Here is a 13,539-nt window from a genome sequence, read left to right on the forward strand (position 1 = left end):
TCATATGTTGCGTGCTCCCGGAATCCCGATTTCTACGCGCCACGGGGCGCATCGGGAAGCTGCGATATATCACGCAGCGGACGCGCGCGTACGTATATACAGTGCAGATGACGAATCCTTTGTGATGGTTGCCACAAAGATTTGTGTTTGATGCTGGCGGCACTACACACTGTGACCACCGACCGATCCACCGCAATGATGCAGGAGAAGCATGTTTTCGAAAATTCTGGTGGCCAATCGCGGCGAGATCGCGATCAGGGCTTTTCGCGCTGGTTATGAACTGGGCGCCAAGACCGTGGCTGTCTTTCCGTACGAGGATCGCAACTCGATCCATCGGCAGAAAGCGGACGAAGCGTACCTGATTGGCGAGGTGGGTCATCCCGTCCGCGCCTACCTCGACGTAGACGAAGTCATCCGCGTCGCCAAAGAAGCCGGCGCTGATGCTATTTACCCGGGCTACGGGTTCCTGTCCGAGAATCCGGACCTCGCCCGCGCCGCAAAGGCTGCCGGCATCACGTTCGTGGGCCCCCCGGCTGAAGTGCTGGAACTTGCCGGAAACAAGGTTGCCGCCTTGGAAGCCGCCCGCAAAGCAGGTGTTCCCGTCCTCAAGTCCAGCAAGCCGTCCAAGGACCTGGATGAGCTGATTGCCGCAGCGGACGAGATCGGTTTCCCCATTTTCGCCAAGGCGGTGGCCGGTGGCGGTGGTCGCGGCATGCGCCGTGTGGAAACCCGCGAAGCGCTCCCGGAAGCATTGCAGTCCGCGATGCGCGAAGCCGACGCCGCGTTCGGTGATCCCACGATGTTCCTTGAGCAGGCCGTGCTGCGCCCCCGCCACATCGAGGTCCAAATCCTGGCCGACGCCGAGGGCAACGTCATGCACCTCTTCGAGCGTGACTGTTCGCTTCAGCGCCGCCACCAGAAGGTGGTGGAAATCGCCCCGGCGCCGAACCTGGACGACAACATCCGCCAGGCCCTGTACCGCGACGCCGTCGCGTTCGCGAAGGCCTTGAATTACGTCAACGCCGGAACGGTCGAGTTCCTGGTTGACACCGAAGGTGCCCGCGCAGGCCAGCACGTCTTCATCGAAATGAACCCCCGCATCCAGGTGGAGCACACCGTCACCGAGGAGATCACCGACGTGGACCTGGTGCAGTCGCAGATGCGTATTGCCTCGGGGGAGACGCTGGCCGATCTCGGACTGAGCCAGGACACCGTGTCCATCAAGGGTGCTGCGCTCCAGTGCCGTATCACCACCGAGGACCCTGCCAACGGTTTCCGCCCGGACGTCGGAAAGATCACGGGCTACCGCTCAGCCGGCGGTGCCGGCGTTCGGCTCGACGGCGGGACGGTTTACTCGGGCGCGGAAATCAGCCCGCACTTCGACTCGATGCTGGTGAAGCTGACCTGCCGCGGACGCGATTACCCCACTGCCGTTGCCCGTGCCCGCCGTGGCCTGGCCGAGTTCCGCATCCGTGGCGTATCCACCAACATTCCGTTCCTCCAGGCAGTGCTGGCAGATCCGGACTTCAACGCCGGGAACGTTGCTACTGACTTCATCGACAAGCGCCCTGAATTGCTGAAGTCGCACATCCCTTCGGACCGCGGCACCAAGCTGCTCACCTGGCTTGCCGATGTCACGGTCAACAAGCCCAACGGCGATCTGAAAGTCCAGTCGGACCCCGCCAGCAAGCTGCCGGTCATCGATGGTCCTGTGCCGACGTCGGGCTCCCGCCAGCGGCTGCTTGAACTGGGTCCGGAGGGCTTCGCGAAGGCGCTGCGCGAGCAGGAAGCCCTGGCGGTTACGGACACCACGTTCCGTGATGCACACCAGTCGCTGTTGGCCACCCGCGTCCGTACCCGCGACCTCGTGGCCGCCGGGCCGGCGGTGACGGCATTGCTGCCTGAGCTTCTGTCCGTGGAGGCCTGGGGCGGTGCAACGTACGACGTCGCGCTCCGCTTCCTTGGTGAGGACCCCTGGGACCGCTTGGCTGCTTTGCGGCAGGCGCTGCCCAACACGTGTATCCAGATGTTGCTCCGTGGACGCAACACGGTGGGCTACACGCCGTACCCCGAGGAGGTCACGGAGGCATTCGTCAACGAAGCCGCCGCGACCGGCATCGATATCTTCCGGATCTTCGATGCCCTGAACGACGTGAACCAGATGGCTCCGGCCATCCGCGCAGTCCGGGCAACAGGAACGGCAGTGGCCGAAGTGGCACTTTGCTACACCGGCAACCTCCTGGATCCGGAAGAGGACCTGTACACCCTGGACTACTACCTGGACCTGGCCCAGAAGATCGTCGATGCCGGCGCCCACATCCTGGCCATCAAGGACATGGCGGGACTCCTGCGTCCGGCCGCCGCTGCCAAGCTGGTTTCGGCGCTGCGCGAGCGCTTCGACCTCCCGGTCCACCTGCACACGCACGACACCGCAGGCGGACAGCTCGCAACGCTGCTCGCTGCCGTCGAGGCCGGAGTCGACGCGGTGGACGTCGCCGCGGCGTCCTTGGCCGGCACCACCAGCCAGCCGGCTGCGTCGGCGCTGGTTGCCGCCTTGGCCAACACCCCTCGGGATACGGGCCTCAGCCTGGAAAACGTCGGCGCCCTGGAGCCCTACTGGGAAGCAGTGCGCCGCGTCTACGCACCGTTCGAGTCGGGCCTTCCGGGTCCCACAGGCCGGGTCTACAAGCACGAGATCCCGGGCGGCCAGCTGTCCAACCTTCGGCAGCAGGCCATTGCCCTGGGACTCGGTGAACAGTTCGAAGCCATTGAGGATATGTACACCGCCGCCGACCGGATCCTCGGGCGCCTGGTCAAGGTGACCCCGTCATCGAAGGTCGTCGGCGACCTCGCCCTCCACTTGGTGGGCCTGAACGCCGATCCTGCGGACTTCAACGAGAACCCGCAGAACTACGACATCCCCGATTCCGTGATCGGTTTCCTGTCCGGCGAGCTTGGAGATCCTCCCGGAGGCTGGCCTGAGCCGTTCCGCACCAAGGCCCTCCAGGGCAGGAGCGTCAAGGTACGCGATGTAGAGATCAGCGCCGAAGACAGTGCCGCCCTCAAAGCCGACTCGAAGACGCGCCAGCAGACGCTGAACCGCCTGCTTTTCGCCGGGCCCACCAAGGACTACCTCAAGAGCCTTGAAACCTATGGCAACGTCTCTGTCCTTGACACCCGCGACTACTTGTATGGCCTGCAGCGCGGCCAGGAGCACGTCATCGAGTTGGAAAAGGGTGTCCGCCTGATCGCCCAGCTCGAAGCCGTCTCCGACCCGGACGAGAAGGGCATGCGGACGGTGATGTGCACACTTAACGGCCAATCGCGTCCCGTGGTTGTCCGCGACCGTTCCGTCGTCAGCAACGTCAAGGCTGCAGAGAAGGCCGACCCCGCCCAGCCGGGCCAGGTTGCCGCACCGTTCGCGGGGGCCGTCACGGTCACGGTGAAGGAGGGCGACGAGGTCAAGGCCGGCGATACGGTGGCCACGATCGAGGCAATGAAGATGGAAGCGTCCATCACGACGCCGGTGGCCGGCAAGGTCTCTCGCCTGGCCATCTCCTCGGTCGAGCAGGTCCAGGGCGGGGACTTGCTCCTCGTAGTGGGCTAGCCCGATCGGACCCGGAAAACCAGGGAGCGCAAAAGAGCCCCGCCGGAACTGTTCAGAACAGTTCCGGCGGGGCTCCCGTGTATGTGCCGCCTTTTAGGGTTTGCGTATTTCTTGCTCAGCCTGCGCGGGGAGCGGAGTACATCTCTTCAATCACGGCGTCGAAATCCTTCATGACCTGGGCCCTCTTGACCTTGAGGGAAGGGGTGAGGTGGCCGGACGCTTCAGTGAAGTCGGAGGCGACGATCCGGAAAGCCTTGATGGCCTCGGCCTGGGACACGGACTGGTTGGCCTTGCTGATGAGCTCCTGAACGGCAGCTTTCACCACGGCGTGGTTGGCGGCTTCGGCCAGTGACGTCGTCGAGGGCAGGCCGTGGCGCTCCAGCCATCCGGGCAGGGCTTCCTCGTCCAGGGTCACCAGTGCGCCGATGAAGGGGCGGTTGTCGCCGACCACCAGCACCTGGGAGACGAGCGCATCCGCCCGGATCTGGTCTTCGAGCAATGCCGGCACCACGTTCTTGCCGCCGGCAGTGACAATGATTTCCTTTTTGCGGCCGGTGATCTTGAGGAAGCCGTCGCCATCCAACTGTCCGATGTCGCCGGTACGGAACCACCCGTCGTCGAACGTTTCGGCGGTGAGGTCCTCGCGCCCGTGGTAGCCGCGCATCACGCACACTCCCTTGGCGAGAATCTCGCCGTCGTCGGCGATCTTCACCGAGTTGCCCGGCAGGGGAGCGCCCACCGTACCGATCTTGATCCGGGACGGGCGGTTGACGGAGATGGGTGCAGTGGTCTCCGTCAGGCCGTATCCTTCCAGGATCTGCAGGCCGATCCCTTGGAAGAAGTGGCCCAGGCGCTCTCCGAGCGGCCCTCCGCCGGAGACGGCATGGGACACCTGGCCGCCCATGGCGGCCCGCAGCTTGCCGTAGACCAGTTTGTCGAACAAGGCATGCTTGAGTTTGAGGCCCAGCCCCACGGATCCGGATTCCCGGGCCTTCGAGTAGGCAATCGCGGTGTCCGCAGCGCGGTGGAAGATGGCGCCCTTGCCGCCGTCTTCGGCTTTGGTCAGTGCGGAGTTGTAGACCTTTTCGAACACCCTGGGAACGGCGAGGATGAACGTTGGCTGGAAGCTTTGCAGGTCGGCCAACAGGTTCTTGATGTCCGGCGTGTGCGCCACTTTGACTCCGCCGGCCACGGCAAGCACGGAGATGAACCGGGCGAACACGTGGGCGAGGGGGAGGAACATGATGGTCTTGGCCGATTCCTTGACCACTTCCGGGATGGCAAGCCTGGCGTTCTCGGACAACTCGACGAAGTTGCCGTGGGTCAGTTCACAACCCTTGGGGCGGCCGGTTGTGCCGGAGGTGTAGATGATCGTGGCCAGGTCATTGAGGCCGGCTGCCGAACGGCGGGCTTCCAGTTGATCGTCGGAGACCCCCGAACCGGCAGCACGCAGGACGTCGAGTCCTGCTCCGTCCAATTGCCAGACGTGTGCCACGGAACTGATGTCTTCCGCAGCTACGGCCTGGCGGAGGACGTTCTCATGGTGGGCGCTTTCACCGAAGGCCGCCACGGCCGCGGAGTCGCCAAGATTCCATGCCACCTGCGAAGGAGACGATGTTTCGTAGATCGGCACCGAAACGGCTCCGGCAAACCAGATCGCGAAATCCACCAGCGACCACTCGTAGCGGGTGCGGGACATGATGCCAACGCGGTCTCCGAGCCCCACGCCGCTGGCGATGAGACCTTTGGCGAGGACCTTCACGTCGGCCAGGAAGTCCGTTGCGCGGATGTCCTGCCACTGACCTGCACCGTCCAGCTTGGCGAAAAGCGCCGGATTGGACGCCTTTGCTGCCTCCCGGATAACAAGGTCCGTGATGTTGGTTTCAGGGGAAACATTAATAAGGGGAGGAACACTAAATTCGCGCACGGTAGCTCCTTTGATATCCACGGGCCGCGAGGGGCACTTTTCACTCTAGTATGCCGACCCGCGGAAGTGTGTCCGATTTCACCTACTGGCGAGTAACTTTACGGATTCCCGGCCGTTTTGGGCAACTTCACGCCATAAAGGGCCTTCCGGCGCCCTCGGAGCGTTTCTCGCGGAGGCACGCGGAATAGGATGATGGGATGCCCCAACACCGGTCCAGTTCGCGCCCCGGGCTCCGGCCCTCCTTCGGATCCCGCAAAGATGTTCCCTGGGCACCCCGGCGGAACCATCTTGGCCGCAGGGGACTTGCCATCGGCATCGACATCGGCGGAACAAAAGTGGCAGCGGGCGTCGTGGACGCCGACGGCCGCGTCCTGGCCGAAGCCCGCCGGTCAACTCCGGGAGCGGACCCGCGCGCGGTGGAGCGAACCATCGTGGAACTCGTTGATGAGTTGAGCGCCGGGCATCGCATCTCTTCTGTCGGAATCGGTGCAGCCGGATGGATGGACCTCGACGGCGGCACGGTGCTGTTCAGTCCCCATCTGGCCTGGCGCAACGAGCCACTGAGGGACAGCCTGCAGAACCTGCTGCGGCGCCCGGTGCTGCTGACGAACGACGCCGATGCCGCCGCCTGGGCGGAGTGGCGCTTCGGTGCGGGGCAGGGGGAGAGCCGGCTGGTCTGCATCACCCTGGGTACCGGAATCGGGGGCGCCATGGTGATGGACGGCCGCGTAGAGCGCGGCCGCTATGGCGTCGCCGGCGAATTCGGCCACCAGATCATTTTCCCCGGCGGGCACCGCTGTGAATGCGGCAACCGTGGCTGCTGGGAACAGTACGCCTCAGGCAATGCCCTGGGACGCGAGGCACGGCAACTGGTGAAGACGAATTCCCAGGAAGGCCGCGCCCTCCTGGAGAAAGCCGGTGGTGACGCGGACAGCATCACCGGGGCAACCATCACGGCGCTGGCGCTGGCCGGCGATGCCACGTCCAGGGAACTCATCGCAGATCAGGGCGAGTGGCTGGGGCTGGGTTTGGCCAACCTCGCTGCCGCGCTGGATCCCGGCATGTTCGTCATCGGCGGCGGGTTGTGCGACGCCGGCGACCTCCTCGCCGATCCAGCCAGGGCGGCTTTTGCCAAAAACCTGACGGGCAGGGGCTTCAGGCCCATGGCCCGGATCGAGCTCGCGGCGCTTGGTCCGCGGGCGGGAATGATCGGCGCAGCGGATCTCTCCCGCGTCAGCGGACGGGCCTACAGCTAACGCCCCGGCCACGACGGTCAACTCAGGTGGCCAACTTCGATGGTCACAGCAGCCCCGCGCAGGCACTTGGATACGGGCGCCGAGGCACCTAGATGCGGGCGCCGTCGTCGTACTCGTCTTTTTCATGCGGCAGCCGCATGATCAGGTACACCACCGAGGCGACGAACGCCGCAACAATCCCCAGGACGGCCGCCAGCGGGGCGGACCGCCAGAACATCGCAGTGAACAGGAGTGCGATGGGACCGCCCACCGCACCGAGCCAGGCCAGCATGGTCAATGGTTCGGTTCCGGCAAGGCTGGGCGGATCTTCCGGGACAAAATCGCCGTCATCAGCGTCGTCGACCTCGTAATCCCGTGGCCCTCCCGGAGACTCTTCCTGGCCGTTACGGCGCCCAGGGCGATCCTCGCTGGGGTCTTCTGCCGGTGTCGCAGACGTCGCCAACCCCAGGGGGTCGAACGCGCTGAAGGGCTTCCGCGCCGGCGGTACGATCCCGGGTGCCCCGGCATCCGGCCGCCCGTGCTCCTCCTCGGAATCCCCGGAGGAGGACGACGTAGACTCCAGCCGCGCCACCAAGTCCAGCCAAACGGCGTCGTCGTCCTTATTGGCGCTCTGGTCGGCAGGGTCCGGATCAGGCCTGGTCATTGGCTTTGTCCCTATCCAGCGAGCGGTCCCCGGACGCGAGGTCGCCAAGCCGTTTGTTCATGAAGTCCACCGTGCCGGCAAAGATGGCCGGGGCGTCGTTGTCCAGCGTGGCCACGTGGTAGCTGTTGTCGAGGTAGCTGATTTCAACGGGAGCCTGGACCCGCGACTGCAGGAACTGCAGGCTGGCATTCGAGACGACCTTGTCCACCGTGGACCGGAACACCCTGACAGGAGCCGTTATGCGGGGGAGGATTCCCGCAGTGTCTTTGTACATCTTCTTCAACTGGTGGGCCGCGGCTACGGGGGTCCGGGCGTAGGCGCCCTCGTCCTGGTCCGGCTTGAGGATATCGTTGGCAATCGCCGGAGTGCTTTTGACCACGTACTTCAGGGCCGCAACGACTGCGGCCCGCGGGTCATCGAGCACCATTCCCGGATTGACCACGATGGTCCCTGCCACGGGCCGGGTGGCAGCTATGCGCAAGGCCAGCGTGCCGCCCATAGACAAGCCGGCGGCGAAGACGTAATCGCATTCGGACGCCATTTCCAGGTAAGCATCGTCCACCGCCCTGTGCCATTCCCGCCACGACCGCGTGGCCATGTCCTGCCATGTGGTTCCGTGGCCGGGCAGCAACGGAAGGTTAACCGCAAAACCGGCCGCCGCCAGGTGCTCGGCCCAAGGCCGGACGCTGTGCGGGGAACCCGTGAACCCGTGGGACATGACGACGCCCACCCTTGGGCCGGTACCGGAGAAGGCGCTGCGGAAGGGCGAGAAATCGGGAAGCACTTTCATGATGTCTCCGAGGCTACTCTGTCCTTGGCATGTTGACGCAAAAACCGTGCTGATTCTTCGAAGATGGTCGGTGCATCGACGTCCAGGGTGGCCACATGTCCGCTTCTTGGCAGCGGGACCACCTTCAGCTGTTCCCGATCCATGTGCTTGGTGATGGCTTTGAGGGAGCTTGGCGGAATGACACCGTCCACGGCGGACTTGAAGACCAAAGCCGGCGCCTTGACATGGGGGAGGGCGCGTGTGGCCTGGCCGAAAAGCTTCTTGAGTTCGTGGACGGACGCCAACGGCGTCTTCGAGTAATCGCCGTCCTCAGTGACTGCGGCCGTTGGCGCTTCCTCTTCGATGGGCGTGGTGGTGCGCATGACGTATTTGAGGGCACCTATGTAGCGGACCCTTCGATCGTAGAAGCTAAGGCCGGGGTTGACCAGGACCACGCCCGGCACCGGGTGCCTGGAAGCTGCCCGCAGTGCCACGGCTCCACCCATGGACAGGCCGGCCACGAAGCAAGCATCCGTCTTTGCCTCGAGGTCGAGGTAGCTGGATTCGAACGTCCGGTACCAGTCCTGCCATGTGGTGGTGGCCAGGTCACGCCAGTTTGTTCCATGCCCGGGAAGGAGGGGGACTGAGACGGCGAAACCCTGCCGGGCGAGGTATTCGGCCCAAGGCAGGATGCTGAGGGGGCTGCCGGTGAATCCATGGCAGATGGCTACGCCCGTCGAAGCATTTTCACCGTGCCCCGGGTGATGGAAAGCGAGCGGGGCGCCGGGTTGGTTGCGTTCCGTCATGGCACCATCGTGTCACTGTTCCACGCATTTCTCACTGGAGTAGGGTTGCTGTTTAATCCCGGCCGTGAAGCGGTCGGAAACAGCCAAGCCGGCGGTGGTGAGAGGACGAGCGTGTTCTATTGGGTCATGAAGAGGATCTTCCTGGGTCCCGTCCTGAAACTGTTGTTCAGGCCGTGGGTCAAGGGTTTGGACAATGTCCCCGACACGGGTGCCGCGATCCTCGCCTCCAACCACTTGTCCTTTTCGGACTCCATTTTCCTCCCGTTGATGGTTCACCGTCCCGTGATCTTCCTGGCCAAGTCGGAGTACTTCACGGGCAAGGGAATCAAGGGCCGGCTGACGGCGCTGTTCTTCAGGCTCAGCAACCAGCTGCCCATGGACCGCTCCGGGGGCGCTGCCTCCGAGATGTCCCTGCAAGCCGGAAAGGACGTACTCAACTCCGGGGGCCTGCTGGGCATCTACCCGGAAGGGACCCGCAGTCCCGACGCCCGGTTGTACCGCGGCAAGGTGGGCGTAGCCAGGCTCGTCCTGCAGTCGCGGGTACCCGTCATACCGGTAGCGATGATCGGCACCGAGAAAGTGCAGCCGATCGGCAAGCGACTGCCCAACATCCGCCGGATCGGGATCATCTTCGGGCAGCCCCTGGACTTCAGCCGCTACTACGGCATGGAAGATGACAGGGTCATCCAACGCGCTGTGACAGACCAGATCATGTACGAACTGATGCGGCTTTCCGGCCAGGAATATGTGGACGAATACGCTGCGGTGGTCAAAGCACGGCTGGCGGGCAAGGGGCCCGAGCCGGTGCACAAGGTTGAAGCCGCAGAGGAGTCGCCGAGTGATATTGCCGAAGACCGCGATGAGCCCGTAGCCGAGCCCGGCGATGACACTGCCGGGGGTTCCGGGAAACTGTGACGCCTCCCGCCGGGTGGGTTACGGCAGCAGTGCCCCAACCCCGGCGAAGGCTACTACTCTTGTAGGGTGACTGAGCTATCCGCGAACCCCGCACCATCAGCAGCAGATCCGCTTGCGAGCACCGCCCAGAGCGGCGCGGCGGACTACCCCGGGCTTGACGCCTGGCGGGACCTGCCCATTTCCCAGCAGCCTTCATGGGCAGACCAGGAAGTCTTCAAGGCCACGGTCAAGGAACTCTCGATCGTGCCGCCGCTGGTTTTTGCCGGCGAGGTGGACGTCCTGCGGGACCGTTTGGCTGCGGCAGCGCAGGGCAAGGCCTTCCTCTTGCAGGGCGGTGACTGCGCGGAGACTTTCGAGGCAGCCACGGCTGACAAGATCAGCGCCCGGGTCAAGACCATCCTGCAGATGGCCGTTGTCCTCACCTACGGTGCCGCCATGCCCGTCATCAAGATGGGCCGCATGGCCGGCCAGTTCGCCAAGCCCAGGTCCTCGAACGACGAGACCCGAAACGGCGTGACCCTCCCGGCTTACCGGGGAGACATCGTCAACGGCTACGACTTCACCCCTGAGTCACGCGCGCACGACGCCGGAAGGATGTTGCAGGCCTACCGCACGTCTGCTTCCACGCTCAACCTCATCCGTGCGTTCACGCAAGGCGGCTTTGCTGACCTTCGCCTGGTGCACCAGTGGAACAAGGGCTTCACCGAGAACCCTGCACACGCACGCTACGAGTCCCTGGCCCGCGACATCGACCGTGCCATCAAATTCATGGATTCCTGCGGGGCTGACTTCGAAGCCCTCAAGCGGGTGGAGTTCTTCGCCAGCCACGAGGCCCTCCTGCTCGACTACGAGCGGGCCCTCACCCGCATCGACTCGCGCACCGGCCTGCCCTACGACACGTCGGCGCATTTCCTTTGGATCGGCGAGCGGACCCGCGAACTCGATCACGCCCACGTGGACTTCCTGTCCCGGGTCCGCAACCCCATCGGCGTCAAGCTTGGCCCCGGCACGTCCGGCGACGACGCCCTGCGGTTGATCGACAAGCTGGACCCGAACCGCGAACCCGGCCGCCTGACATTTATCACCCGCATGGGCGCCAAGAACATCCGCGAGAAGCTGCCCGCCGTCGTCGAACGCGTGACTGCCTCCGGCGCCCAGGTGCTCTGGGTGACGGATCCGATGCACGGCAATACCGTCACCTCGCCCAACGGCTACAAGACCCGTAACTTTGACGACGTCATTGATGAAGTCCGCGGCTTCTTCGAAGTGCACCACTCCCTCGGTACGGTCCCTGGCGGCCTGCACGTCGAGATGACCGGTGACGACGTTGCCGAGTGCCTGGGCGGCGCCGATCCGATCGACCAGGACGCTTTCCTGGACCGTTACGAATCCGTTTGCGATCCGCGTTTGAACCACATGCAGTCGCTGGAGATGGCATTCCTGGTGGCAGGGGCCCTCGCCAAGCGGTAGGTCCGCCGGCAGCAAACAGCGAAAGGCGCGGTCCGAATCGTCGGGCCGCGCCTTTCGTTTGTCCTCGGCTAGACCACCGTCAGGGTGACCGTTGACCCTTCGGGGACTTCGTTGTTGACCGGGTTTTGGTCGCGCACCGTCCCGAAGAAGCCTCCGAGAATCTTGTTGACGTCAACCTTGAAGCCCAGCTTCTTCAGTTCCCGCTCGGCGTCGCCGGCTTGCTTCCCGATGAAGTTAGGCACCTTCACCATCTTTGGACCCTTGGAAACCGTCAGCGTCACGGTGTCACCCTTGAACAGGTTTCCATTGGCCGGTGCCTGCGAGACGATTGCGCCCTTCGGCACCGTCTTGTCGTTGACCGTCTCAGGCGCGATGACAGCCTTCAGCCCGGCATCCTGAATAGCCTTGACAGCCGCGTCCTGCGGCTGGCCACGGGACATCGGGGACCGGGATGGGCTGGGGTCCTTTGGAGACGACCAGCGCCACAGGGGTGCCGTGCCGCACCTCGGTGCCCTTCGCAGGGTCCTGGGAAAGCACGACGCCGGCCGGTACTTTGTCGTCGTAGGCTTCGGTGACGTTGCCCAGTGCCATTTCCGCAGCGTTCAGGGTAGCTTTGGCCTCGTCCAGCGTCCCTCCCGTCAGGCCCGGCAACGCGAAGAGCTGGGCCCCCTTGGAGACAAAGAGCGTGATGGGCTGGAATTTCCGGACCTGGGACCCGGGCGGCGGTTCGGTTCCGACCGCCATGCCCGGCGGGATGTCGTCGTCGAAGACGTCCCGTGGTTCCGACTGGAACCCTGCGGTCCGCAGGAGCTGCTGTGCTTCCGCTACGGTCTTGCTCTTCACTTCGGGCACGGTGCCTGGTGAACCGGGGCCCATTCCGAAGAACCACCCGGCAGACGCGGCCAGAACGGCGAGGATCACCACCACAACCGTCCAGATGACTCCCCGCCTGCGAGGGTTGCCCTCGCGCAGCGGACGGACCGGAGTAGCTGCGGCCCGGGCGCGGTCCTTGACCTCTTGCCGTTGCATCCGTTTTAGCTCGCGCTTACCTGGCTGCGGGGCACTCGTATCCACCCCGGAGACTATCCCGCCCGGCCGGGGCCGGGGCGGGACGGAAGCAGCCATCACGGTGGTGGGATTGCTCTGTTGTGCAATGAACTCGGTCGGGGCGGCGGTGGTGCGGATAGACTCCGTGCGCTGATCCATGGCGTCCCCGCGGCCCGGTACGGCGGGCATCGCGCCGGGTGTGGAGGAGGGCTGGCGGTGGTCGAGCTGTTCGTCGCTCAGCGTGGTTCGAATGTGCCGCAGCTCCGTGAGCAGGGCAGTACCGTCCACCGGCCTGTTCTCGGCATCCACCGCGGTGCACCATTGCACCAGTTCGTCGAGGTCCTGGGCCAGGCCCGGAGCAAGCTGCGAGGGTTTGCCCACGGACGAGTTGACGTGCTGGTAGGCCACTTGGATGGGGGAGTCCCCGGCGTAAGGCTGTTGTCCGGTGAGCATTTCGTAGAGCATGATGCCCGCGGAATAGATGTCACTGCGGGCATCGGCGGCCTGGCCCATCACCAGCTCCGGCGCAAGGTAGGCGACCGTGCCGATCAAAGCCCCTGTACTGGTGGTGGCCGTGACAGCCCGGGACAGCCCAAAGTCGCCCACTTTGATGCGTCCGTCGTCGGCGATCAGCACGTTCTCCGGCTTCACGTCCCTGTGGATGAGGCCGGAGTTGTGCGCCGCAGCAAGCCCTTCGATGACAGGATCCAACAGTGCCAGCGCCAGGCGCGGGGGCAGGGCGCCCTGTTGGTTGAGGACGTCCCTGAGGGTGTGGCCTTGGACGTACTCCATCACCAGATAGGCAATGTGGCCATCCTCCCCTTGGTCCAGGACACCCACGACGTGCGGGTGCGAGAGGCGCGCGGCCGACTTTGCCTCGCGGCTCAACCGTTCCAGGAACACCTGGTCGTTCGCCAGGTGGGGGTGGAGGACCTTGAGGGCGACGTCGCGTTCCAACCGCTGGTCCGTCGCCAAATAGACCGTGGACATTCCGCCGCTGGCCAGGCGTGAGCGTACCTGGTAGCGCCCGTCCACAGTTGTGCCGATCAGGTGGTCCTGCGTAGCTTCTTGCACCCTATGATCCTAATCGAGGCAAGGA

Annotated in this window: 8 protein-coding genes and 1 pseudogene; 4 read left to right on the plus strand and 5 right to left on the minus strand. The window is 64.6% G+C overall.

Annotated elements, in window-relative coordinates:
- Positions 1-211 precede the first annotated feature (211 nt).
- A complete protein-coding gene (locus tag QN084_RS19610) occupies positions 212-3,607 on the plus strand; it encodes a pyruvate carboxylase (RefSeq protein ID WP_021473390.1) in 3,396 nt (1,131 codons plus the stop codon).
- A 115-nt stretch (positions 3,608-3,722) separates the two neighbouring features.
- On the opposite strand, the gene QN084_RS19615 is transcribed toward QN084_RS19610, so the two are convergent.
- Positions 3,723-5,534 (minus strand): AMP-dependent synthetase/ligase, encoded by a 1,812-nt coding sequence (locus QN084_RS19615; RefSeq protein ID WP_069695342.1) that lies wholly within the window; start codon positions 5,532-5,534, stop codon positions 3,723-3,725.
- Between the two features lie 197 nt (positions 5,535-5,731).
- On the opposite strand from QN084_RS19615, the gene QN084_RS19620 reads away from it, so the two are divergent.
- Complete coding sequence (locus QN084_RS19620; protein WP_021473388.1) at positions 5,732-6,790, plus strand: ROK family protein; 1,059 nt, start codon at positions 5,732-5,734, stop codon at positions 6,788-6,790.
- A gap of 88 nt (positions 6,791-6,878) precedes the next feature.
- On the opposite strand, the gene QN084_RS19625 is transcribed toward QN084_RS19620, so the two are convergent.
- Genes QN084_RS19625 through QN084_RS19635 form a run of 3 tightly spaced genes read right to left on the minus strand, consistent with a single transcriptional unit; the run spans position 6,879 to position 9,008 of the window.
- The gene (locus tag QN084_RS19625; protein ID WP_021473387.1) at positions 6,879-7,433 is read right to left on the minus strand and encodes a hypothetical protein; all 555 of its coding nucleotides are present in this window, start codon (positions 7,431-7,433) and stop codon (positions 6,879-6,881) included.
- A complete protein-coding gene (locus QN084_RS19630; protein ID WP_021473386.1) occupies positions 7,420-8,223 on the minus strand; it encodes an alpha/beta hydrolase in 804 nt (267 codons plus the stop codon). The genes QN084_RS19625 and QN084_RS19630 overlap by 14 nt, the downstream gene beginning before the upstream one ends.
- Positions 8,220-9,008: an alpha/beta hydrolase gene (locus QN084_RS19635; RefSeq protein WP_021473385.1), complete on the minus strand. Its 789-nt coding sequence runs from the start codon at positions 9,006-9,008 to the stop codon at positions 8,220-8,222. The genes QN084_RS19630 and QN084_RS19635 overlap by 4 nt, the downstream gene beginning before the upstream one ends.
- A 111-nt stretch (positions 9,009-9,119) precedes the next feature.
- On the opposite strand from QN084_RS19635, the gene QN084_RS19640 reads away from it, so the two are divergent.
- Positions 9,120-9,923 carry a lysophospholipid acyltransferase family protein gene (locus QN084_RS19640; protein ID WP_069695361.1) on the plus strand — a complete coding sequence of 268 codons (804 nt, stop codon included), beginning with the start codon at positions 9,120-9,122 and terminating at the stop codon, positions 9,921-9,923.
- Positions 9,924-9,989: 66 nt separating this feature from the next.
- Positions 9,990-11,393, plus strand: a complete 1,404-nt coding sequence (locus QN084_RS19645) for a class II 3-deoxy-7-phosphoheptulonate synthase (RefSeq protein WP_021473383.1) — start codon at positions 9,990-9,992, stop codon at positions 11,391-11,393.
- Between the two features lie 68 nt (positions 11,394-11,461).
- Here the strand turns inward: QN084_RS19645 and pknB are convergent.
- Positions 11,462-13,514, minus strand: a pseudogene (gene pknB, locus QN084_RS19650) (Stk1 family PASTA domain-containing Ser/Thr kinase).
- Between the last annotated feature and the right edge of the window lie 25 nt (positions 13,515-13,539).

Source organism: Paenarthrobacter sp. R1 (genome assembly GCF_030264015.1).
Taxonomy (GTDB): Bacteria; Actinomycetota; Actinomycetes; order Actinomycetales; family Micrococcaceae; genus Arthrobacter; species Arthrobacter ureafaciens.